This is a genomic window from Streptomyces sp. NPDC048297, assembly GCF_043201585.1.
Taxonomy (GTDB): domain Bacteria; phylum Actinomycetota; class Actinomycetes; order Streptomycetales; family Streptomycetaceae; genus Streptomyces.
Map to the genome: position 1 here is coordinate 22556 of NZ_JBICZA010000021.1, position 22738 is coordinate 45293.

General features: G+C 71.5%; 16 protein-coding genes. 9 read left to right on the top strand and 7 right to left on the bottom strand.

Features of this window, described 5'->3' with window-relative positions; all coding sequences use genetic code 11:
• Positions 1–12 precede the first annotated feature (12 nt).
• The 3 genes from ACGFYV_RS23075 to ACGFYV_RS23085 are packed head-to-tail and all read right to left on the bottom strand — an operon-like array spanning position 13 to position 2860.
• Complete coding sequence (locus ACGFYV_RS23075; RefSeq protein ID WP_393880315.1) at positions 13–978, bottom strand: alpha/beta hydrolase; 966 nt, start codon at positions 976–978, stop codon at positions 13–15.
• On the bottom strand, positions 975–1721 hold the full coding sequence (locus ACGFYV_RS23080; protein WP_393880316.1) for a glucose 1-dehydrogenase: 747 nt from the start codon (positions 1719–1721) through the stop codon (positions 975–977). The genes ACGFYV_RS23075 and ACGFYV_RS23080 overlap by 4 nt, the downstream gene beginning before the upstream one ends.
• Positions 1721–2860, bottom strand: a complete 1140-nt coding sequence (locus ACGFYV_RS23085; RefSeq protein ID WP_393880317.1) for an LLM class flavin-dependent oxidoreductase — start codon at positions 2858–2860, stop codon at positions 1721–1723. Before ACGFYV_RS23085 ends, ACGFYV_RS23080 begins: the two co-directional genes overlap by 1 nt.
• Positions 2861–3073: 213 nt before the next feature.
• Between ACGFYV_RS23085 and ACGFYV_RS23090 the strand changes: the two genes are divergently transcribed.
• Complete coding sequence (locus ACGFYV_RS23090) at positions 3074–3841, top strand: glucose 1-dehydrogenase (protein ID WP_393880318.1); 768 nt, start codon at positions 3074–3076, stop codon at positions 3839–3841.
• 583 nt (positions 3842–4424) lie between these two features.
• Here ACGFYV_RS23090 and hutG read toward each other — a convergent pair.
• Both hutG and hutU read right to left on the bottom strand, forming a co-directional pair.
• Entirely contained in the window at positions 4425–5411 is a 987-nt protein-coding gene (gene hutG, locus ACGFYV_RS23095) for a formimidoylglutamase (protein WP_393880319.1), read from the bottom strand.
• Between the two features lie 5 nt (positions 5412–5416).
• Positions 5417–7093: a urocanate hydratase gene (hutU, locus tag ACGFYV_RS23100; RefSeq protein ID WP_393880320.1), complete on the bottom strand. Its 1677-nt coding sequence runs from the start codon at positions 7091–7093 to the stop codon at positions 5417–5419.
• Positions 7094–7448: 355 nt separating this feature from the next.
• Between hutU and hutC the strand changes: the two genes are divergently transcribed.
• Complete coding sequence (hutC, locus tag ACGFYV_RS23105) at positions 7449–8216, top strand: histidine utilization repressor (protein ID WP_393880397.1); 768 nt, start codon at positions 7449–7451, stop codon at positions 8214–8216.
• A 68-nt stretch (positions 8217–8284) separates the two neighbouring features.
• Here the strand turns inward: hutC and ACGFYV_RS23110 are convergent, their stop codons facing one another.
• On the bottom strand, positions 8285–9160 hold the full coding sequence (locus tag ACGFYV_RS23110) for an IclR family transcriptional regulator (RefSeq protein WP_393880321.1): 876 nt from the start codon (positions 9158–9160) through the stop codon (positions 8285–8287).
• 149 nt (positions 9161–9309) lie between these two features.
• Between ACGFYV_RS23110 and ACGFYV_RS23115 the strand changes: the two genes are divergently transcribed.
• Both ACGFYV_RS23115 and hutH read left to right on the top strand, forming a co-directional pair.
• Positions 9310–10749, top strand: a complete 1440-nt coding sequence (locus ACGFYV_RS23115; RefSeq protein ID WP_393880322.1) for an amino acid permease — start codon at positions 9310–9312, stop codon at positions 10747–10749.
• Between the two features lie 180 nt (positions 10750–10929).
• The gene (gene hutH / locus ACGFYV_RS23120) at positions 10930–12465 is read left to right on the top strand and encodes a histidine ammonia-lyase (protein ID WP_393880323.1); all 1536 of its coding nucleotides are present in this window, start codon (positions 10930–10932) and stop codon (positions 12463–12465) included.
• 403 nt (positions 12466–12868) lie between these two features.
• On the opposite strand, the gene ACGFYV_RS23125 is transcribed toward hutH, so the two are convergent.
• Entirely contained in the window at positions 12869–13669 is an 801-nt protein-coding gene (locus ACGFYV_RS23125; RefSeq protein WP_393880324.1) for an IclR family transcriptional regulator, read from the bottom strand.
• Positions 13670–14012: 343 nt separating this feature from the next.
• Here ACGFYV_RS23125 and ACGFYV_RS23130 point away from each other — a divergent pair, with 343 nt between their 5' ends.
• The 5 genes from ACGFYV_RS23130 to ACGFYV_RS23150 all read left to right on the top strand — a co-directional run bounded on the left by ACGFYV_RS23130 (position 14013) and on the right by ACGFYV_RS23150 (position 22733).
• On the top strand, positions 14013–16754 hold the full coding sequence (locus tag ACGFYV_RS23130; protein ID WP_393880325.1) for an aminotransferase class I/II-fold pyridoxal phosphate-dependent enzyme: 2742 nt from the start codon (positions 14013–14015) through the stop codon (positions 16752–16754).
• A 17-nt stretch (positions 16755–16771) separates the two neighbouring features.
• Positions 16772–17461, top strand: a complete 690-nt coding sequence (locus tag ACGFYV_RS23135) for a HutD family protein (protein ID WP_393880326.1) — start codon at positions 16772–16774, stop codon at positions 17459–17461.
• Positions 17462–17976: 515 nt separating this feature from the next.
• Positions 17977–20046, top strand: coding sequence for an elongation factor G (fusA, locus tag ACGFYV_RS23140; protein WP_393880327.1), 2070 nt, complete (start codon positions 17977–17979; stop codon positions 20044–20046).
• Positions 20047–20424: 378 nt separating this feature from the next.
• Positions 20425–21741 carry an ABC transporter substrate-binding protein gene (locus ACGFYV_RS23145; RefSeq protein WP_393880328.1) on the top strand — a complete coding sequence of 439 codons (1317 nt, stop codon included), beginning with the start codon at positions 20425–20427 and terminating at the stop codon, positions 21739–21741.
• Between the two features lie 5 nt (positions 21742–21746).
• Positions 21747–22733, top strand: a complete 987-nt coding sequence (locus ACGFYV_RS23150; protein WP_393880329.1) for a carbohydrate ABC transporter permease — start codon at positions 21747–21749, stop codon at positions 22731–22733.
• Positions 22734–22738 lie beyond the last annotated feature (5 nt).

Below are 22738 nucleotides of genomic sequence, written 5' to 3' on the forward strand. Positions count from 1 at the left end.
GGCGCTTCGCGTTCACGACCGTCCGGCGCCCGCCGCGAGGACGTCGCGCAGCGCGTGGGCCGCGTCGGTGAGCGCCTCTCCGGCCTCCGGCAGCACTCCGCACAGACCCAGGAAGCCGTGGAACATGCCGGGCCACACGCGCACGCGGGGCGCGGCGCCGGCCGCCTCCAGGCGCTGGGCGTAGGCCAGCGCGTCGTCGCGCAGCGGATCGCATTCGGGCAGCAGGACGACCGCCGGCGGCAGACCGGCCAGATCGGGGGCGAGGCCGGGGGAGGCGTACGGATGCGCGCCGTCCCCCGCCGCGCCCAGGTACTGCTCCCAGTACCAGCGCATGTGGGCCGTCGTATGGAAGAAGCCCCGCGCGTACGTCGTGTACGAGCCGGTCTCCATGCGGTGGTCCAGGACCGGGTACGCCAGCAACTGCGCCGCGATGCCCGGTCCGCCGCGGTCGCGTGCCATCAGGGTCACGGCCGCCGCGAGGTTGCCCCCGCTGCTGTCGCCCGCGACGGCGAGGCGGCCGGGGTCCCAGCCCAGCCGGGGCGCGTGCGCGGACACCCAGGAGAGGACCGCGTACGCGTCCTCGGCGGCCGACGGGAAGCGGTGCTCGGGAGCGAGGCGGTAGTCCACCGAGACCACCACCGCGCCCGTGAGGAAGGCCAGTTCGCGGCAGAGGCCGTCATGGGTGTCGAGACCGCACAGGACCCAGCCGCCGCCGTGGAAGAAGACCACCACGGGCGGCGGCGCCCCCGGATCCGCCACCGGTTCGTAGATCCGCACGGGAACGTCGGGCGCGCCCGACGGGCCGGGTACGGACCGGTCGTGCACGCGGGGCAGTTCACGCCGCGGCCGTGCCTGCGCACCGGCCGCGGCGGCCTCGCGGATCACGGCCGGCTCGATCGGGCCGAGGGCGGGATCGGGGAAGCCCGCCGACATGGCGTCGGCGAGCTTTCGGGCATGTGAGGTGAGGGGGTCGTTCACTGCGCGGTCAGCCCGCCGTCGATGGCGAACTCGGCGCCGGTGACGTACGACGACGCGTCCGACACCAGATACAGCACCAGCTCGGCGACCTCCTCCGGGCGGCCCGCCCGGTGCAGCGGCACGTTCGGCCACTCGCGTTCCCCGACGTCCCCGCCGAGCGCGCCCGCGATCATCGGGGTGTCGACCATGCCCGGGTGCACGGAGTTGACCCGGATGCGGTGCCGGGCCAGGTCCAGGGCCGCGGACTTGGTGAGTCCGCGCAGACCGAACTTCGTCGCGCCGTAGGAGGCGTGGCCGACGATGCCGACCAGACCGGCGGTGGAGGAGATGTTGACGATCGACCCGCCGTCGCCGCCTGCGCGCATGGCCGGGACGACGGCCTGGATGCCGAGGAACGGGCCGACCAGGTTCACCCGCAGCAGCCGCTGCAAGTTGTCCTCGGTCTCCTCCTCGATGGGGGCGGTGCGCCACAGCGCCGCGTTGTTGACCAGCGCGTCGATCCGGCCGAACGCGTCGAGCCCCGCCCGGACCACCTGCTGCCAGCCCGCCGCGTCCGTCACGTCGTGGGTGACGAACAAGCCCTGGTCGCCCAGTTCCCCGGCGACCGCGCGGCCCTCCTCCTCCCGTACGTCCGTGAGCACCACGCGGGCGCCGTGCTCCGCGAACAGCCGTGCCTCGGCGGCGCCTTGGCCGCGTCCCGCACCCGTGACGACGACGGTCCTGCCGTCGAGCCGCCCGCTCATCACACGGCCTCGCCTTCGAGCGCGCGGAAGTGCGGGATGACCGTCTCGCCCCACTGGCGGATGGTCTCCAGGCACGCCTCCTGCGGCACGGTGCCCATCTGGATCAGGCACATGACCTCGTCGACGCCTATCTCACGCAGCTGCTCGACGTAGGCGATGGCGGTCTCGGCCGAGCCGTAGGCGTGCTTGGCGTTGAACTGGCCGGTGTCGGCGGGCCGGACGGGGACCTTCGCCTCGTGCAGCTTGGCGACCAGGGCGTCGCGGTCCTGCTCCATGGCGGCGACGTGGTCCGCCGCCTCGATGTCCTCGCTGTAACCGGTCGGCGCCGGGCCGTTGCCGTACCAGTGCGCGATGGACTCGGCGAAGAACCGCTGGCCGCGCGTGCCGATCCGGTACGCCGCGTCGGCGTCGTCCAGCACGATCGTCGGACACAGCGCGGAGAAATGGTCGTTGACCTCGGTGGAGACGAGGCGGTCGCCGGTGCGGGTGGCGATGGCCTCGTCGTAGATCTTGCGCATCTCGCGCACGTCGTCGGCGCCGGCGAAGCCCAGCACCAGGGCGCCGATGCCCAGTTCGGCGGCGAGCTTGAGGGTGTCGTGCTTGCTGCACGCCATGAACAGCGGCGGGTGCGGGTCCTGGACGGGACGGGGCAGGATGGCGCCGGGGCCGATGTCGATCGACCCGTGCCACTCGAACCGCTCCTCGCGCCAGGCGTTGCTGAAGATCCGCAGCGCCTCCTCCATCTGCGGGTAGGTGTCCTCGGGGTTCACCCCGTACATGGACATCTCCTGCCTGGTCGCGCCCCGGCCGGCGCCGATGTCGACCCGGCCGCCGGAGAGGACGTCGAGCATGGCGGCGCGCTCGGCCACCCGCACCGGGTGCTGGTAGCCGAACGGCATGGTGACCACGCCGTGGCCGATGCGGATGCGCTCCGTGCGCGCCGCCACCCAGGTCAGGAAGATCTCGGACGCGCTCATGTGTGCGTACTGCGTCAGCGCGTGGTGCTCGACCGCCCAGACCCGGTCGAAGCCCATCTGCTCGGCGAGGACGGCCTGTTCGACGCAGTCATGGAAGAGCCGGCGCTCTCGCTCGGGAGTGGGGTCGGCGATCTGCGCCTCGAAGATCATCGAAAACTTCACGGCGGGACTCCTCTGGTATTTCGGATCGAAATACTTCTAGCAGGAATACCTGGGAGAGGGAAGGACACGCCGAGGGCGCGCGAGCGGGCGGACGATGCCGCTCCCGCTCAGCGGGAGAACGCGGTTCGGCGACCGGGCCCGGGGGACGTACGGTCCTCACTCCGCCGCCGCACGCCGCACGCCGCACGCGGCACCGCGAGGAGAGGACCTTCGATGACGGATCTTTCGGGCAAGACGGTGCTCGTCACCGGGGGAGCGCGTGGGCTCGGCGCGGAGGCCGCCCGGCGGGCCGTCGAGGCCGGCGCCCGCGTGGTGCTCACCGATCTGCTGGAGGACGAGGGCCGCGCCAGTGCCGGGAAGCTCGGGGACGCCGCCCGGTTCGTCCGGCACGACGTCACCTCCGAGGAGGACTGGCGGCGCGTGGCCGCCTACGCGGTCGCCGAGTTCGGCGGCGTCGACGGCCTCGTCAACAACGCGGGAATCTCCGGCGGTTCACACCTGCTCGAAGAGCAGACGGCCGACGACTTCCGGCGCGTGATCGACATCGACCTCACCAGCGTCTTCCTCGGCATGCGCACGGTGATCCCGCTGATGAGGGAACGCGGTGGCGGCTCGATCGTCAACATCTCCTCGGCGGCCGGACTGATGGGCCTCGCGAAGACCGCCGGCTACGGCGCCGCCAAGTGGGGCGTGCGCGGGCTCACCAAGCTCGGCGCCGTGGAGCTGGGCGCCGCACGGATCCGCGTCAACTCCGTGCACCCCGGCATGATCTACACCCCGATGACCGCCCACGTCGGCATCGAACAGGGCGAGGGCAAGTACCCGAACACCCCCATGGGCCGGGTCGGCGAACCTCCCGAGATCGCGGAAGCCGTCGCCTTCCTGCTCTCCGACGCCGCCTCCTACGTCACCGGCGCGGAACTGGCCGTCGACGGAGGATGGACCGTGGGACCGACACTGCCGCGACCTGACGGCAACTGAAGTTCGCGCACCGGTACTTGGCCTCCCGGCAGGGGCGCATGGTCTTTCCGGCGCTGGAACATGGTGTCCGACACCGGCACATGGCCTCCCGGCACGAGCGCATGGTCTCCCCGCACCGGCATATGGTTTCCCGGCACCGGCACTTGGCCTCCGGCACGGGCGCATGGTCTTCCCGCACCGGCATATGGCGCCCCGGCAACGGTACTTGGCGTCCCTGCACCGGAACCTGCCGTCCCAGCAGGGGCGCATGGTCTCCCGGTACCGGCACGAGGTCTGCTGGCACGGGCACTTGGCCTCCCAGTACGGGCACTTGGCCTCCCAGTACGGGCACTTGGCCTCCCTGCACCGGCACCTGGCTCCCCCGCGCACCGGCACTTGGCCTCCCCGGACCGGCACGTGGCGTCCCGCACCGGCACCTGGACAGCGCCCCCCCGTAACCGGCGCGCGTCGAAGGGGCGGTACGGAGTTGTGGTCCGTGCCGCCCCTTGTGTTGCCCTGGTTCGAGGTCGCCAGGCTGCGGCTGTCCTTGCTCACACAGCCTGGCGACCGGCTCGGTGGGGACGGGAGGGCGTCCCGTCGTGGGTCAGCCCTGGCTGAGCGGTGCCGTCCTGGAGGTCAGGATGCGGTGGATCAGCCGGGCGCCTGCGCGCGCCGTGCGGTTGTCGATGTCGAGGTCCGGGTTGAGTTCGGCGACATCGACCACGGCGAGCTTCCCGCTCGCCGCGACCGTGGCGCAGACGTGCTCGACCACCTCCATCGGCACCCCGTAGGCGGCCGGCGCGCTGACACCGGGCGCCACGGCGGCCGGGAGCAGGTCCAGGTCGATGCTGAGGTGCACGATGTCGCAGCTCGCGAGGAACTCGTCGAGGAACGCGTCCACGCGCGGCAGGTCCAGCAGACCGCACTCGGTGTCCAGCAGGTAGCGCACCCCGAGCTTGTCCGCGGTGTGGAACAGCCGGGTGGTGTTGCTCGGCTGACTCACCCCGAGCACCCAGTAGTTCAGCTCCTGCCCGCGCTGCTCCTCGCCCTGCGCCATCTGCAGGAACGGCGTACCGGAGCTGGGCCGGACGTCGTCGCGCAGATCGAAGTGCGCGTCGAGGTTCAGCACCCCGAGACGTGCGCCGTCGCGCAGCGCGCGGGTGCCGGCCAGGCCCAGGTAGCTGCCGTAGGCCACCTCGTGGCCGCCGCCCAGGACCACCACACGGTGGCCCCGGTCGACGAGCGGGGCGAGGACCTGGCCCAGGCGGTGCTGCCCCAGCTCCAGTTCGCCGTCCGCCACCTCGACGTCACCGATGTCCAGCGCGTGCACCGGCGTCGGCAGGGCCATCGAGGCGAGGGCGCCGCGCAGTGCGCGTGGGCCGCCCGCCGCCCCCTGACGGCCCTTGTTGCGCCGGACTCCCTCGTCACTGCGGAAGCCGACGAACGCGACGTCCCCCGGCTCGGCGTCCTCGGGGTCGAGACCGACGACGTGGTGCCAGCGCAGGTTGTCGGCGCCGGGACCGTCGTCCCGGCCCGTCCAGGGCTCGGGCGCCACGTCCGCCGCCTTCGTGACGGTGTCGTCCGTGCTCATCGCGCTCATTCCGCGGCGTTCTCCGCCATCGGGACACGCACGCCGCGCTGCTCGGCCACGGAGGTCGCGTACTCGTACCCGGCGTCCACGTGACGGATGACACCCATGCCGGGGTCGTTGGTCAGCACGCGGGAGAGCTTCTCGGCGGCCAGCTCGGTGCCGTCGGCGATGCAGACCTGGCCGGCGTGGATCGAGCGGCCCATGCCGACGCCGCCACCGTGGTGGATGGAGACCCAGGACGCGCCGGAGGAGGTGTTCACCAGGGCGTTGAGCAGCGGCCAGTCGGCGATGGCGTCCGAACCGTCGAGCATCGACTCGGTCTCGCGGTACGGCGAGGCGACAGAGCCGGAGTCCAGGTGGTCACGGCCGATGGCGATCGGGGCGGACAGCTCGCCGGAGGCGACCATCTCGTTGAACTTCAGGCCGGCGAGGTGACGCTCGCCGTAGCCGAGCCAGCAGATGCGGGCGGGCAGGCCCTCGAAGGCCACGCGCTCGCCGGCCATCTTGATCCAGCGGTGCAGGTGCTCGTTCTCCGGGAACAGCTCCATGATGGCCTTGTCCGTGGCCTCGATGTCCTTGGGGTCGCCGGACAGGGCGGCCCAGCGGAACGGGCCGAGGCCCTCCTCGAACAGCGGGCGGATGTGCGCCGGGACGAAGCCGGGGAAGTCGAACGCGCGCTGGTAGCCGGCCTTGCGGGCCTCGTCGCGGATCGAGTTGCCGTAGTCGAAGACCTCGGCGCCCTTGTCGAGGAAGCCGACCATGGCCTCGACGTGCTTGGCCATGGACTTGCGGGAGCGCTCGGTGAAGTCGGCCGGATCCTTGCGGGCCTGCTCGTGCCACTCCTCCATGCTCACGCCGACGGGGAGGTAGGACAGCGGGTCGTGCGCCGAGGTCTGGTCGGTCACGATGTCGATGGGCGCGTCCATCTCCAGCAGCTGCGGGAAGATCTCCGCGGCGTTGCCCTCCAGGCCGATGGACAGCGGCTTGCGGGCGTCCCGGGCCTCGACGGCGAGCTGGAGCGCGTGCTCCAGGTTGTCCGCCGCGACGTCGAGGTAGCGGTGGGCGATGCGGCGCTCGATGCGGGTGCGGTCGACGTCGACACAGATGGCGACACCGTCGTTCATCGTCACGGCGAGCGGCTGGGCGCCACCCATGCCGCCGACACCGGCGGTGAGGGTGATGGTGCCGGCGAGCGTGCCGTTGAACTTCTTGCGGGCGACGGCGCCGAAGGTCTCGTACGTGCCCTGCAGGATGCCCTGGCTGCCGATGTAGATCCAGGAACCGGCGGTCATCTGGCCGTACATGGTCAGGCCCTGAGCCTCCAGGGACCGGAACTCCTCCCAGTTCGCCCAGTCGCCGACCAGGTTGGAGTTGGCGAGGAGGACACGCGGCGCCCACTCGTGGGTGCGCATGACGCCGACCGGCTTGCCGGACTGGACGAGGAGGGTCTCGTCGTTCTTCAGCGTCTTCAGGGTGCGCACGATGGCGTCGTAGGAGGCCCAGTTACGGGCGGCCTTGCCGGTGCCGCCGTAGACGACCAGCTCCTCCGGGTGCTCGGCGACCTCGGCGTCGAGGTTGTTCATGAGCATGCGCAGGGCGCCCTCCTGCTGCCAGCCGAGGCAGTTCAGGTCGGTGCCGCGGGGGGCGCGGATGCTGCGGGGCTCAGGGGAAACGCCGGCCATGCTGATGCCTCCTGGAGGGGGATGTCGAACCGAATGGGGGTGTCGAACCTTGTTCCGTGCACCCATGACACGCGACGGGCGCAAGAGGGGCGAGCAGGTTCGCCCGGATTTCTCGGATCCGAGAAACCGGATCGGCGAAACGGGCTGCGCGGGCCCCGGGACATGGGGTGCGGGGACCCCGGGACGTGGGCTCGGATCCGGGTGCGCGGACCCCGGGACATGGGCTCCGGTCCGGCTGCGGGGGCCCCGGGACATGGTTCGGATCCGGCTGGGCAGATCCCGCGGAAGGCGTCTCCCTTAGAATTTTTCCGACGAGAGCCCGTTCGGCGGGCGGGGGGGAGCGAGGGTGGCGAGGATGGTGAACGGCGTGGTCGTGAGGGGTGCGGACCTCACCCGGCTGTACGAGGAGCGGACCGCGGTGTCCGCTCCCGCGTACCAGCGGGTGAAGGACCTCGTGACCGAGCAGATCACCAGCGGTCGCTGGCGCCAGGGCGACGCCCTGCCGTCGGAGAGCCAGTTCGTCGAGTCGCTCGGCCTGTCCCGCATGACGATCAACCGTGCGCTGCGTGAGCTGACCGCGCAGGGCCTGCTGCGGCGCGTCATGGGCGTGGGTACGTTCGTGGCCCTGAACAAGGGCAGTTCCGGCCTGGTCGAGGTGCACAACATCGCCGACGAGGTCCGCCACCGCGGGCACCGCTATCACGCCAGGGTGCTCGCGCTGTGCGAGGAGGAGGCGGAGCCGAAGGTGCGCGGGCAGCTCGGCCTCGGCGAGCGGCAGACCGTCTTCCGGTCCCGGGTGGTGCACTACGAGGACGACGTGGCGATCCAGCTGGAGGACCGGTACGTCAACCCGGACTTCGCCCCCGGCTACCTGGAGCAGGACTTCACCCTGCGCACGCCGTTCACGTTCCTGTCCGAGGTCGCCCCGCTGGGCAAGGGGGAGCACATCGTGGAGGCGGTGCTTCCGTCGGTGGAGGAGTGCGCGGTCCTCGGCATCGAGGCGTCGGAGCCGTGCCTGCTCATCCAGCGCCGCACCTGGTCGCAGAGCGCGCTCGTGAGCATCGCGCGCCTGCTGCACCCCGGCTCCCGCTACCGCCTCGAAGGCACCTTCGACACCCACTGACCGCGACCGCGACCCGCGAGCCCCACGCCCCACGCCCCACGAAGAGCCCTGCGGCAGCGGCGCGAGTGTCATGTCACGGGTGTGGACGTTCCGCCGTCTCCGGGCGCCGGGTTCTTGGCGGCCCGGCTGCCCGCCGGGCTCGACGGGGCGCGGCCGGAGACGGCGGTGGTCAGCCGGGCCGCCCCCTGCTGCAGGACCTCCCGCACATGGTCCGCGTCGTGGCGGCTGTAGTGCCGGCTCCATGTGCTGCTGAGCGCGGCCACGGGACGCTCGTTGTGGTCGAAGGCGGCCACGCCGATCGAGCGCAGCCCCTCGGAGACCAGCTCGATCTCCTCCGACCAGCCCCGCTCCCGGTCCCGTTCCAGCAGGGTGCGCAGTTCGGACAGGGAGCGCGGACCCTTGCCGGTGCGGGTGACGAGGGAGCCTGGCCGCGGGAAGAGGGCCCGCAGTTGCGCCTCGCCGGAATGGGCGAGGATCGAACGGCCGCTGGCCGTCAGGTGCGCCGGCAGCCGGACGCCGATGTCGGTGACGAGGGCGACGTCGACGTCGGCCCCCTGCCCCGTGGGCGGACGCTCCTTGAGGAGGTAGACCGTCTCCGCGCCGTACAGGATGCCCAGGTGGACCGTCTGGCCGAGCCGGCCGGCCACGCTGCGCAGGATCGGGCGCGCGAGCCGCTCCAGCGGTTCGTGCCGCAGGTAGGCGGAGCCGATCTCGAAGGAGGAGACACCGAGTCCGTACGCCTGTTCCTTCGGGACGTAGGTGACAAATCCCCGGTCGACCAGCACCGAGAGGATGTGGTACACGGACGATCGCGGGATGCCGAGGTCCCGGGCCAGCGCGCCCGCCTGTACGGGGCCCGAACGGGTCGCGAGGTGCAGCAGGATGTCCAGCGCGCGCCCGACCGCGGGAGACGTGCTGCTCGATGTCGTCTCGTGTTCGTTCATTGGTCCACCTATTGACGGGCCTGTATATACAGGAATATACAAGGCCTTCGTTCGTACTGTGGGCGCGGCGACGGCCGTCGCCGCCGGGGGGCGCCCCTACCCACTTCCCACCCGTCCGGGACCTCCCCGGCCCCAAGGAGGGCACTACGTTGACCAAGGACACGGCGACGACCTTGACCAGGGGACTCAAGTCCCGGCACATCCGCTTCCTGGCGCTGGGCTCAGCGATCGGGACGGGGCTCTTCTACGGATCCTCCGAATCCATCAAGGCTGCCGGTCCCGCGGTCCTCCTGGCCTATCTGGTCGGCGGAGCGGCCGTCTTCCTGGTGCTGCGGTCCCTGGGTGAGATGGCCGTGAGCGATCCGTGCGCGGGATCGTTCGGCGAGTACGCCACCAAGTATCTCGGTCGGCTGGCCGGGTTCGCGACCGGATGGACGTACGCCTTCGAGCTGGTCATCGTCTGTCTCGCCGACGTCACCGCCTTCGGTGTGTACATGGGCTTCTGGTTCCCCGGCGTACCGCGCTGGATCTGGGTGCTGGCGGTCGTCTGCGTCGTCGGCGTGATGAACCTGTTCAGCGTCAAGGTCTTCGGTGAGCTGGAGTTCTGGCTCTCCCTCGTGAAGGTCGTCGCCATCATCGCGATGATCATCGCCGGTGTGGCGATCCTCGTCCTCGGCATCCAGACCGGCGGCGCCCACGTCGGGGTGTCGAACCTCTGGAGCAACGGCGGGTTCTTCCCGCACGGAGCCCACGGCGTGATCATGTCCCTCGCCGTCGTGATGTTCGCCTTCGGCGGCACCGAGATCATCGGCGTCACCGCCGGAGAGGCCCAGGACCCCGAGAAGACGATCCCGAGCGCGGTCAACACGATCCCCCTGCGCATCGTGCTGTTCTACGTGCTGACCATCGCGGTGATCATGTCGCTCAACCCCTGGCAGAACGTCGACTCCGCGGGCAGCCCGTTCGTCCAGATCTTCGTCGGCCTCGGCATCAAGTCCGCCGCGACCGTGCTGAACCTGGTCGTCATCACCGCGGCCCTGTCCGCGATCAACAGCGACATCTTCGCCGCCGGACGCATCATGTACGGCATGGCCGAGCGCGGCCAGGCTCCCGCCGCCCTGCGCCGGGTCTCCCGCAACGGTGCGCCGTGGCCGCCCGTGGTGATCATGATGGGCGCGCTGCTGCTCGGCGTCCTGCTGAACTACCTGATGCCCGAGAACGTCTTCGTCATCATCGCCTCGATCGCGACGTTCGCCACGGTCTGGGTCTGGATGATGATCCTGCTGGCGCAGGTCGCCGCCCGCCGCAAGATGTCCCCCGAGGAGCAGGCCGCACTCAAGTACCCCGCCCCGTTCTGGCCCTACGGCCAGATCGTCGCCATCGCCTTCATGGTCGGCGTGCTGGTGCTGCTCGCCTTCTCCGACAGCACCCGTGTCGCGCTGATCGTCGGCGCCGTCTGGCTGGCCCTCCTGTCGGGCGTGTACGTCCTGTGGGCCCGCCCGCGCGGCGCCCGCGCCGGCCTCGCCGAGGCCTCCCAGAAGGCCTCCGAGCAGGCCGCCGAGAAGCCCGTACCCGCAGCTCAGGGGTAGTCGCACAGGGGCGAGTGCGCACCACCCGGGAACGCCGATGGGGTCCGTCCGGCCGGACGGACCCCATCGGCGTTCCCGTACGGCGTCCTCGTACGGCCCGGAGCCGAATGTCTGGGATCCCAGACAAGGAGTGCCGCCAGCATCTCGCGTACCTGGTCTGACATGGGGCTTCATCGTCTTATGACTGTTGTTGTGAATGTCGGCCCCCTTTCCGCCGACGACGTTGTTTCCGTCGCCCGTCACGGCGCGCCCGTGGTCCTCGCGGAGGAGGCCCTCAAGGAGATCGCTCGCAGCCGCGAGGTGATCGAGGGTCTGGCCGACGACGTGGTGCCGCACTACGGTGTCTCCACCGGCTTCGGTGCCCTGGCCACGCGCCACATCCCCACCGAACTGCGCGCCCAGCTCCAGCGCAGCCTGGTGCGTTCGCACGCCGCCGGTTCCGGCCCCGAGGTCGAGCGCGAGGTCATCCGCGCGCTGATGCTGTTGCGCCTGTCCACCCTCGCCACCGGCCGCACCGGCGTCCGCGTCGAGACCGCCCAGGCCTACGCCGACCTCCTCAACGCCGGGATCACCCCGGTCGTGCACGAGTACGGCTCCCTCGGCTGCTCCGGCGACCTGGCCCCCCTCGCGCACTGCGCGCTCGCGATCATGGGCGAGGGCCGGGTCCGCGACGCCCAGGGCGAGCTCAAGCCGGCCGCCGAGGCGCTCGCCGCCGCCGGCATCACCCCGGTCGTCCTGCACGAGAAGGAGGGCCTGGCCCTCATCAACGGCACCGACGGCATGCTCGGCATGCTCGTCCTCGCCTGCCACGACCTGCGTCAGCTGCTGCGCACCGCCGACATCTCCGCGGCCATGAGCGTCGAGGGCCAGCTCGGCACCGACGCCGTCTTCGCCGCCGACCTCCAGGCCCTGCGCCCGCACCCGGGCCAGGCCAGCAGCGCCGCCAACCTGACCGCGCTGCTCGCCGGTTCGGGCATCGTCGCCAGCCACCGCGGCCCCGAGTGCACCCGCGTCCAGGACGCGTACTCGCTGCGCTGCTCCCCGCAGGTCCACGGCGCCGCCCGTGACACCCTCGCCCACGCCGAGCTGGTCGCCTCCCGCGAGCTGGCCAGCGCGGTCGACAACCCGGTCGTCACGCTCGACGGCCGCGTGGAGTCCAACGGCAACTTCCACGGCGCGCCCGTGGCCTGCGTCCTGGACTTCCTGGCCATCTCGGTCGCCGACATCGCCTCCGTCGCCGAGCGCCGCACGGACCGCTTCCTGGACGTGGCCCGCAACCACGGCCTGAACGCGTTCCTCGCCGACGACCCGGGCGTCGACTCCGGCCACATGATCGCCCAGTACACCCAGGCCGCGATCGTCTCGGAGCTCAAGCGCCTTGCCGCCCCGGCCTCCGTCGACTCGATCCCCTCCAGCGCCATGCAGGAGGACCACGTGTCGATGGGCTGGTCCGCCGCCCGCAAGCTGCGCCGCGCCCTCGACGGGCTCACCCGCGTCATCGCCGTGGAGCTGTACACCGCCGCCCGCGCCCTGGACATGCGCGCCCCGCTGACGCCGGCCCCGGCCACCGCCGCGGTGCGCGACGGTCTGCGCGAGGTCGTCGAGGGCCCCGGCACGGACCGCTGGCTCGCCCCGGAGATCGAGGAGGCCGTCCAGTACGTGGCCTCCGGCCGCGCCCTGGCCGCCGCCGAGTCCAAGGCCGGCCCGCTGCAGTAAGGGCCGGCCTCTTCGAGGCCGCCCGAACGGGGGAACCGGCGACGGCCCCGGCACACCGCTCACGGTGCGCCGGGGCCGCGGCCGTTCTCCGCCGATGAGCCTCTGCGGCCACCGATGAGCTTTCGCGTCCCGCGGTGGGCCTCCGCGTCCCACGATGAGCTTCCGCGTTCCGCAAGACGGGCCTCCGCGTCCCGCGATGAGCTTCCGCGTTCCGCAAGACGGGCCTCCGCGTCCCGCGATGAGCTTCCGCGTCCCGCGGTGGGCCTCCGCGTCCCGCGATGAGCTTCCGCGTCCCGCGGTGGGCCTCCGCGTCCCGCGATGAGCTTCCGCGTTCCGCAAGACGGGCCTCCGCGGCCCGCGATGGGCCTCCGCGGCCCGGCCTATGAGCCTTTGCGGCCTGGCCTCACGCCGACGGAGCCTGGTCCCCCGGGCGTCGCGGCGCGTCGGCGACGCCTCCGATACGGCGGCTCAACTCCCGTGCCGTACGGGCCACTTCCGCGGCGATCCGCTGCTGCCGCTCCGGATCCACCTCCTCGGCCGGGAAGGTGACCGCCACACCCGCGATCGGGTGGGCGCTGTGGTCGAGAACGGGTGCGGCCACGGAAGAGAAGCCCGGCGTCACCTCGCCCTCCTCCGTCGCGTACCCGCGCCGCCGTACCTCCACGAGGAGGTTGCGGAGCGCGGACAGCGAGGTGGGCCCGAGCCCGTGGCGCAGGACGAACGCCGAGGGGTCCGGGAACAGGGCGCGCACCTGCGCCTGCGCGAGACGCGCCAGTACGGCCCGGCCGCTGGCGGTGAGGTGCGCCGGCAGCCGCACGCCGACCTCGGTGACCAGCGGCGCGCGTCCCGACGGCCGCTCCTCGATCACGTAGATCACCTCACGGCCGTGCAGCACGGCCAGGTGCGCGTTGTACCCGGTGCGGTCCACGAGCTGCGCCAGCGGGACCCGCGCCAGCCGCTGGAACGGCGCCTGGCGGCTGTACCCGGAGCCGAGCTCGAAGGCGCTGACGCCGAGGCCGTACCGCCGTTCCTCGGGCAGGTGCACCACGAAGCCGTCGCGGGCCAGGGTGTCCAGCAGGTGGTAGGTCGTCGAGCGGGGCAGCCCCACGTCGCGGCTGATCGCCGCGGCCGGCACCGGGCCGGCCTGGGCGGCGAGGTAGCGCAGGACGGCGAGCACTTGTGCGGCGGCGGGGACCATGGACATATCGCGAGCGTACGTCCGTCCCGAAACCATGGTCCCGCCCCGCCGCAGGGCGTCTGGGATACGAGACGAATTGCGCCCCATAGGCGTAGCACCAGCGCCTTGACCTGGTGCTTCATGGACCCATGGCCTCGTCGCCGTCGACGGGGCAGGCGTCCGCCCTCCCGGACCTGCCCGAGCAGGGCTCCGGCCGGGCCCGGCAGCGGTCCGGCAGCGGTCGCAGGGCCCCGGCAGCGGTCCGGCAGGGCTCCGAAGGAGACGCGGCGATCCGTGCGGCGCCCCTCACCGTCCGTCCGAACCGTCCGCGCCAACCCCGTATGGCCAACCCCCTATGAAGGGAACACAGATGGGTGACTCCGCCACCGAGGCGGCAACCCGGTCCACCGATTTGCTGACCGCAGGTGTGTACAACAGCGTCCGGCAGCTGCGCGCCGACGCCTGGAGCGCGCTGGCGGAACTCACGCGTCGACTGAGCCTCGACCCGAGCGCCGGCACCTGTGCGAAGGAGCTGACCGAGCAGCTGGAGGACATGTTCCGGCTGCTGGCGCCGATCGAGAACTGCTGGGCCTTTCCGGGCCGGGCGGGCCTCGACGAGCTGCGCCGGCTCCACGAGGCCGGAGACCGGCACCGGCTGGCGGAGCGCACGGACGACCTGAACCAGGCCCTCGGCACGGACACCTACCGGGACGCCGCGCAGGCGCCGGCGCACCCGGAGGACCCGGCCGCCGAGGAACTGCCCACCGTGCACGACCCTGCGGCCAAGCCGTACTTCGAGGTGCTCGTCGTCGCGGACCTCGACGTGGCCCAGGAGCAGGCGCTGCGCGACGAACTGCGCCACCTGCGCCGCGACGAGGACGAGTTCGTCTACGATCTCGTCGTCGCCCCCAGCTTCGAGGACGCGGTGATCGCGTCGCTGGTGAACTCCAGTCTGCAGGCCGTCGTCATCCGCAGCCGGTTCGCCAACCGGTCCCGGCACGACCTGCACGTGGTGCGGCGGTTCTTCGAGGGAACCGCCGCCGAGGCCGTCCCGGAGGAGGACCGCTTCGAGCACCGGGCCCAGGCCCTCGGCGCCCGGCTGCTGGAACTGCGCCCGGAGCTGGACCTCTACCTGATGGCCGAAGGCGCCGTCGAGCGGACCGCCGGCACGCTCGGCCGGGGCTTCGCGCGGGTCTTCCACGCCCGGGAAGGTCTCCTGGAGCTGCACCTGTCGATCCTGCACGGCATCGGCGAGCGCTACACCGCCCCCTTCTTCAGCGCCATCCGGGCGCACAGCCGGCGCCCGACCGGCGTCTTCCACGCCCTGCCCATCTCCCGCGGCACCTCGGTGGTCTCCTCCCACTGGATCCCGGAGATGGCCCGCTTCTACGGCCTGAACATCTTCCTCGCCGAGACCTCCGCCACCTCCGGCGGCCTGGACTCGCTGCTGGAGCCCACGGGACCGCTGCGCGAGGCCCAGGACCTCGCGGCCCGCGCGTTCGGCGCCCGCCAGACGTACTTCGTCACCAACGGCACGTCCACCGCCAACAAAGTCGTCGTCCAGGCCCTGGTCAAGCCGGGCGACATCGTGCTGGTGGACCGCAACTGCCACAAGTCCCACCACTACGGGCTGATGCTCGCCGGCGCCCACGTCGTCTACCTCGACGCCTATCCCATGGACCAGTACGGCATGTACGGCGCCGTGCCCCTGGAGGAGATCAAGCGGAAGCTGCTGATGCTGCGGCGCGCGGGCCTGCTGGACCGCGTCAAGCTCCTCCTGCTCACCAACTGCACCTTCGACGGCATCGTCTACAATCCCTCCCGCGTGATGGAGGAGTGCCTGGCGCTCAAGCCGGACCTCGCCTTCCTCTGGGACGAGGCGTGGTTCGCGTTCGCCCGCTTCCACCCCGTCTACCGCCGCCGCACCGCCATGGCCGCGGCCCGCGAGCTGACCGACCGCTACCGCGGCGCGCACTACGCCGAGCGGTACGCGGAGCACCGGGAGAGCCTCGGCGAGGACCCGGACGACGAGACGCTGCTCGGCACCCGTCTGATGCCGGACCCGGACGCCGTCCGCGTCCGGGTGTACGCCACCCAGTCGACGCACAAGACCCTGACCTCCCTGCGCCAGGGCTCGATGATCCACATCTTCGACCAGGACTTCCGGCACAAGGCGGCCGAGACGTTCCACGAGGCGTACATGACGCACACCTCGACGTCGCCGAACTACCAGATCCTCGCCTCCCTCGACCTCGGCCGCAGACAGGCCGAGCTGGAGGGCTTCGAACTGGTGCAGAAGCAGCTGGAGCAGGCGGGCGTCCTGCGGGACGCGATCGACCAGCACCCGGTGCTCAGCCGCTACCTGCACTTCCTCACCACCCCCGAGCTCATCCCGGCGCGGTTCCGCTCCTCCGGCACCGAACAGCCGCTGCCCGCCGGGCTCGCGAAGATGGCGGCGGCCTGGCAGGACGACGAGTTCGTCCTCGACCCGACCCGGGCCACCCTGCACATCGGCCGTACGGGCATCGACGGCGACACCTTCAAGCACGAACAGCTCATGGACCGTTACGGCGTCCAGGTCAACAAGACCACGCTCAACACGCTGCTGTTCATGACCACCATCGGCACCACGCGCAGCGCCGTCGCCTACCTCATCGAGGTCCTCGTCAAGATCGTCGAGGAACTCGAGGAGAGCATCGAGGAGATGAGCCCCCGTGAGCGCGCCCTGCACCAGCGCAGGCGCGCCGCCCTCCAGGCCGGGTCCGCCACGCTGCCGGACTTCAGCGCGTTCCACACCGCGTTCCGGCCCGGCGCCGACACCCCGGAGGGCGACCTTCGCGAGGCGTTCTTCCTGGCGTACGACGACAGCAAGGTCGAGTACCTGACGGCCGACGAGGTCGCCATGGCCATGGAGAGCGGACGGGAGGTCGTCTCGGCCACCTTCGTCACGCCGTACCCTCCGGGGTTCCCCGTACTCGTGCCGGGCCAGGTCTTCAACGAGGCGGTGCTGCGGTACATGGGGGCCCTCGACACGCGCGAGATCCATGGATACCGGCCCGACACGGGGTACCGGGTGTTCACCGAGGCCGCGCTCAAGGAGCGGACGGCATGAGGCGAGGAGCGGACGGCATGACGACAGGAGCGGACGCCGTGACGGAAGGCGCGGACGGCGCGGGCAGTGTGGGCGGTCCCGTGGGCGCGGGCGGTACGGATGGTGCGGCGGGCGCGGGCGGTGTGACGGGCGGACGTGTGCTCCGGGCGCAGGACCGGCCGGCGACGCCCTGGAAGAACGGCGGCGGTCTGACCCGGGAGGTCGCCGCCGACGACAGCACGGCGGGCCTGGACGACTTCGTCTGGCGGGTGAGCCTCGCCGACGTCGCCGGGAGCGGCCCGTTCTCCGCCTTCGCGGGCGTGGACCGGATCATCACCGTCGTCGACGGCGCGGGCATGGAGCTGACCGTGGACGGCGCCGTGCACACCGTCGCCGCGCCGTACGAGCCCTTCCCCTTCCCGGGTGACGCGGCCACCGGCTGCCGGCTGCTCGACGGCCCCATCGTCGACTTCAACGTGATGACCCGGCGCAGCCGAGCGTGGGCCCATGTCCGCATGGAGCGCGAGGACTTCGCGGTCGAGCCGCGGTCCGGGGTCGTGGTCCTCGCGGTCGTGCTGCAGGGCACTGCGACCGTCGCGGAGTCCGGCGTCACCCTCGGCCGGTTCGACGCCGTTCAGTTCTCGGGCGACGACGCGGGCACGCTCCGCGTCGACGGGGTGACGGCGATCGTCACCGTCCTCACGACCGACTGCGACCCGTCGGCCTGAACGCGAGCGGCCGACGGCGGCCGGGCAGTGGAGGGGGGACCGGGGCGGCGGACGGGGACCGGGCAGCGCTCGGGAAACCGGAAAACCGTTACGCGCCTCCGCTGTTCGCCTCCTACACTCACCATGCGTCCGCGCCGCCGAGGCCAGACCTCGGCGGCGCGTCGCGTGCTCAACCGGCACCGATCGTCAACTACCGATCGTCGACCACCGATCGTCGACCACCGATCGTCGACCACCGATCGTCGACCACCGAGGGGAGCCCGGCCGTGCGTGACCGCAACGCCGTCGTCGTCCCCCCTGCGCGGTCCGAGGTGATCCTGGTGTCCTCGTCCGTCCGGTGCCCGCTGCGCGGCCGGTACCGGATGCCCGCGACGCGGGTCTGACCCCTCTTCGCCGACTCGCCCTGCCCGAAGGCAGGTTCGGCGCGACGGGTGGGTCACCGCTCAGTCCGCCCTCGTCCGGGACATCGCGCCGCCCTTTTCTGATCTCTCGATCACGCAGAAAGGCCACGGGCCGTGCGCACGAACACCAACCCCCTCGCCGTCATCCGCAACCTCGGCATCCTCGCCCACGTCGATGCGGGCAAGACCACCGTCACCGAGCGGATCCTGTACGCCACCGGCACCACCCACAAGCGCGGCGAGGTGCACGACGGCACCACCGTCACCGACTTCGACCCGCAGGAACGGGACCGGGGCATCACCATCTTCGCGGCGGCCGTCAGTTGTGCTTGGGACGGCCACCGGATCAACCTGATCGACACACCGGGGCACGTCGACTTCGCCGACGAGGTGGAGCGTTCGCTGCGCGTGCTCGACGGCGCGGTCGCCGTGTTCGACGCGGTCGCGGGCGTCGAGCCGCAGAGCGAGTCGGTGTGGCGGCAGGCGGACCGGCACGGGGTGCCGCGGATCGCGTTCGTCAACAAGATGGACCGGGCCGGTGCCGACCTCGACGCCGCGGTCGCGTCCATCCGGGAACGGCTGCATCCGGCGCCCCTCGTCGCCCAGTTGCCGATCGGCGCCGAGGAACGCTTCACCGGTGTCGTGGACCTCGTACGCATGCGGGCACTCGTGTGGCGCGACGGGGCGGACGCACCCGGGGCTGGTGAATCCGAGGCGGGTGAAGTCGTGGAGGGCGCGGTCCCTGACGCGCTGCGCGAGGAGGCGCTGCGCCGACGGCGGATCCTCGAAGAGGCCGTTGCCGAACTCCATCCGGCCGCGCTGGAGGAGTTCTGCGAGCGGGAGACGCTCTCCCCGGCCACCCTGGCCGGCGCACTGCGCGACCTCACCCGCAGCGGCAGCGGTGTCGTCGTCCTGTGCGGCTCCGCCTACCGCAACCGCGGTGTCGAGCCGCTGCTGGACGCGGTCGTGGCCTACCTGCCGTCGCCGCTGGACGTGCCCGCCGTGCGCGGTGTCCACGAGGGCGCCGAGCAGCGGCGCGCCGCCGAACCCGAAGTGCCGTTCGCCGCACTCGCGTTCAAGGTGAACGCGGGCGGCAACGGACGCCTGACCTATGTGCGCGTCTACTCGGGCACGATCGAGAAAGGAGACACCGTGCGGGAGACGGGCACGGGCCGCACCGAGCGCGTCGCGCGGATCCTGCGGGTCATGGCGGACCGGCACGCCCAGCTGGACCGGGCGGTCGCCGGTGACATCGTCGCGCTCGTGGGGCTGAAGTCGGCGCGCGCCGGATCGACCCTGTGCGACCCGGGCGCCCCGCTGCTCCTCGAACCGCCCGTGACCGCCGATCCGGTGGTGTCCGTGGCCGTCGAGGCGCGGCGGTCCACCGACACCGGCCGACTGGCCACCGCACTGGCCCGACTCGCGGAGGAGGACCCCTCGCTCGTGGTGCGCACCGACACCGAGACCGGGCAGATCGTGCTGTCCGGGATGGGTGAACTGCACCTGGAGGTCGCGGTGGAGAAGATCCGCGGCGACGGGGGCCCGGAGGTCACGGTGGGCCGGCCGCGGGTCGCGTACCGGGAGACCGTGCTGCGCGGCGTGAGCGGGCTGACGTACCGGCACGTCAAACAGGACGGCGGGGCGGGCCAGTTCGCCCATGTCGTGCTGGACGTCGAACCGCTCGGCGACGAAGTCGGCGCCACCGGCTTCGAGTTCCGGTCGGCCGTCGTCGGCGGGCGGGTGCCGCAGGAGTACGTGCGTGCGGTGGAGGCCGGCTGCCGGGACGCCCTGGCCGAGGGACCGCTCGGCGGGCATCCGGTGACCGGGCTGCGGGTCACGCTGACCGACGGCTCCACCCATGTGAAGGACTCGTCGGACACGGCGTTCCGCACCGCCGGGCGGCTCGGGCTCCGCGAGGCCCTGCGCGCCTCGGAGCCGGCCCTGCTGGAACCGGTCGCCGAGGTCACGGTCACCGTGCCCGAGGAGGCGGTCGGCGGGGTGCTCGGTGACCTGGCGGCCCGGCGCGGCCGGGTGGGCGGCTCCGAGAGCCGGGGCGGTTCGGCGGTCCTGACCGCCACGGTGCCGCTGGCCGAACTCTTCGGCTACGCGACCCGGCTGCGCAGCCGCACCCAGGGGCGGGGCACCTTCACCACCCGTCCCGCGGGCTACGCGCAGGCACGGTGACGGAGCGGGCCCGCTGACGGAGCAGGCCCGCTGACGGCGCGGGTCGGCTGACGGCGCGGGTCGGCTGACCGCGGCAGGCTGAGCGGGGGTACGACGACTGGGGGTGCGACGACTGGGGGTGCGACGACCGGGGGTGCGACGACTGGGGGAGCCCCCTCCCCGGCGTCGTACCCCCGCGCCACCCGCCGGACCGCACTCAAGTCACGGACTGGGCGCGGTTCTTGGACATCCCTGCGCTTTCCCTTGACGAGCGAATCGCCGAAGGTTTAACTCACGTCGTAAATTAAGCCATGAGGGGCTTTCGGGAGTCGAACGCGGAGTCGGCGTCCATGAGCGGCCCCGAAGGTTCTCGACTCCCGGAAAGGGACACCAGGAGCCATGCGCAGCATCAGAGCCGCGGCCGTCGGCGCCGTCACCTTGTCTCTCGCCCTCGCGGCCACGGCCTGCGGGGGAGGTTCGTCCAGCGGTGGCGGCTCCGACGCCTCGCCGAAGACGCTCACCTACTGGGCCTCCAACCAGGGCGCCAGCATCGCCGTCGACAAGAAGGTCCTGCAGCCCGAACTGGACAAGTTCGAGAAGCAGACGGGCATCAAGGTGAAGCTGGAGGTCGTGCCCTGGTCCGACCTGCTCAACCGGATCCTCACCGCGACCACGTCCGGGCAGGGCCCCGACGTGCTGAACATCGGCAACACCTGGAGCGCCTCCCTGCAGGCGACCGGCGCGCTGGTGCCGTGGGACGCGAAGAACTTCGAGAAGATCGGCGGCAAGGACCGCTTCGTCGACTCCGCGCTCGGCTCCACCGGCGCCGAGGGCAAGGACCCGGCCGCGGTCCCCCTGTACTCGATGGCGTACGCCCTCTACTACAACAAGCAGATCTTCGCCGACGCCGGCATCAGCAAGCCCCCGGCCACCTGGGACGAGTTGATCGCCGACGGCAAGAGGATCCAGGCCAAGGGCAAGACCGTCCTCGGCGCCGAGGGCTCCAACCTCTCCGAGAACATCCACCACGTCTTCGTCTTCGCCAAGCAGCACGGCGCCGACTTCTTCACCGCCGACGGCAAGCCCGACTTCACCAACCCCAAGGTCGTCGACGCCGTCAAGCAGTACGTCGACCTGATGGCCAAGGACAAGGTCATCCCGACCGGCGACGCCGAGTACGCGCAGAACCAGTCCGTCAGCGACTTCGCCAAGGGCAAGCAGGCCATCCTGCTGTGGCAGTCCGCCGCCGCCAACCTGAAGTCGCAGGGCATGGCCGACGACGCGTTCGGCATCGCCCCCGTGCCCGTGCAGTCCGGCACCCCCGGCACCGGCGCCCAGGTCAACTCGATGGTCGCCGGCATCAACATCGCCGTCTTCAAGAACAGCCACAACCTCGACGGCGCCACGAAGTTCGTGAAGTTCATGACCAGCGACGGCGAGCAGAAGATCCTCAACTCGGCCTACACCTCCATCCCGCCGGTGAAGGCCGCGCAGGAGGACGCCGCGTTCAACACCCCCTCCAACGCCGTCCTGAAGAGCACCCTCGCCACCAGCGCCGCGGCCCTTCCGCAGGTGCCCGCCGAGTCGCAGTTCGAGACGGCGGTCGGCACGGCCGTCAAGGACCTGTTCGCCGACGCCGCCGCCGGACGCGCCGTGACCACCGACTCGGTCAAGGCCAAGCTGGAGAAGGCCCAGCAGCAGATGCCGGCGGCCTGAGCGCGATGACGACCACCCTCACCGGGCAGGTGCGGGACACGTCCGACGGTGCGGCGGCGCGCGAACCCCGCCGCCGCACCGGGCGCGTGCGCCGCGTCGCGCTGCCGTACCTGCTGCTCCTGCCCGCCCTGCTCCTCGAACTCCTCGTCCACCTGGTGCCGATGGTCATCGGCATCGTGATGAGCTTCAAGGAACTCACCCAGTTCTACATCCGCGACTGGAGCACAGCCCCCTGGTCCGGCCTCGGCAACTACAAGGTGTCGGTGGACTTCGACGCCCCCGTGGGCCAGGCCCTGCTCCACTCCTTCTTCGTCACCGTCGGCTTCACCCTGCTGTCGGTCGGCCTGTGCTGGCTGATCGGCACCGCCGCCGCCATCTACATGCAGGACGCCTTCCGCGGTCGCGGCCTGCTGCGCGCCCTGTTCCTGGTGCCGTACGCGCTGCCCGTCTACGCGGCCGTCATCACCTGGGTGTTCATGTTCCAGCACGACAACGGCCTGGTGAACCACGTCCTGCACGACCAGTTGCACCTCACCGGCAAGCCCGCCTTCTGGCTGATCGGCGACAACAGCTTCTACGCGCTGCTGATCGTGCACGTGTGGAAGGGCTGGCCGTTCGCCTTCCTCATCGTGATGGCCGGCCTGCAGAACATCCCGAAGGAGCTGTACGAGGCGGCAGCGCTGGACGGCGCCGGCATGTGGCAGCAGATCCGCCGGATCACCCTGCCCTCCCTGCGCCCCGTCAACCAGGTGCTGATCCTCGTCCTCTTCCTGTGGACGTTCAACGACTTCAACACCCCCTACGTCCTGTTCGGCAAGGCCGCACCCGAGGCCGCCGACCTCATCTCCGTCCACATCTACCAGGCGTCCTTCGTCACCTGGAACTTCGGCACGGGCTCCGCGATGTCCGTCCTTCTCCTGCTCTTCCTGCTGGTCGTGACCGGCGTGTACCTGCTGCTCACCTCACGCGGACGGAGGTCCGCCGATGTCTAGGACCC

What these genes read in the sequence shown, in the direction of transcription:
- ACGFYV_RS23080 (WP_393880316.1), bottom strand. Translation starts at nt 1,721, where the DNA reads ATGAGCGGGCGGCTCGACGGCAGGACCGTCGTCGTCACGGGTGCGGGA.
- ACGFYV_RS23090 (WP_393880318.1), top strand. Translation starts at nt 3,074, where the DNA reads ATGACGGATCTTTCGGGCAAGACGGTGCTCGTCACCGGGGGAGCGCGT.
- hutG (WP_393880319.1), bottom strand. Translation starts at nt 5,411, where the DNA reads ATGAGCACGGACGACACCGTCACGAAGGCGGCGGACGTGGCGCCCGAG.
- hutU (WP_393880320.1), bottom strand. Translation starts at nt 7,093, where the DNA reads ATGGCCGGCGTTTCCCCTGAGCCCCGCAGCATCCGCGCCCCCCGCGGC.
- hutC (WP_393880397.1), top strand. Translation starts at nt 7,449, where the DNA reads ATGGTGAACGGCGTGGTCGTGAGGGGTGCGGACCTCACCCGGCTGTAC.
- ACGFYV_RS23110 (WP_393880321.1), bottom strand. Translation starts at nt 9,160, where the DNA reads ATGAACGAACACGAGACGACATCGAGCAGCACGTCTCCCGCGGTCGGG.
- hutH (WP_393880323.1), top strand. Translation starts at nt 10,930, where the DNA reads ATGACTGTTGTTGTGAATGTCGGCCCCCTTTCCGCCGACGACGTTGTT.
- ACGFYV_RS23125 (WP_393880324.1), bottom strand. Translation starts at nt 13,669, where the DNA reads ATGTCCATGGTCCCCGCCGCCGCACAAGTGCTCGCCGTCCTGCGCTAC.
- ACGFYV_RS23130 (WP_393880325.1), top strand. Translation starts at nt 14,013, where the DNA reads ATGGGTGACTCCGCCACCGAGGCGGCAACCCGGTCCACCGATTTGCTG.
- ACGFYV_RS23135 (WP_393880326.1), top strand. Translation starts at nt 16,772, where the DNA reads ATGACGACAGGAGCGGACGCCGTGACGGAAGGCGCGGACGGCGCGGGC.
- ACGFYV_RS23145 (WP_393880328.1), top strand. Translation starts at nt 20,425, where the DNA reads ATGCGCAGCATCAGAGCCGCGGCCGTCGGCGCCGTCACCTTGTCTCTC.
- ACGFYV_RS23150 (WP_393880329.1), top strand. Translation starts at nt 21,747, where the DNA reads ATGACGACCACCCTCACCGGGCAGGTGCGGGACACGTCCGACGGTGCG.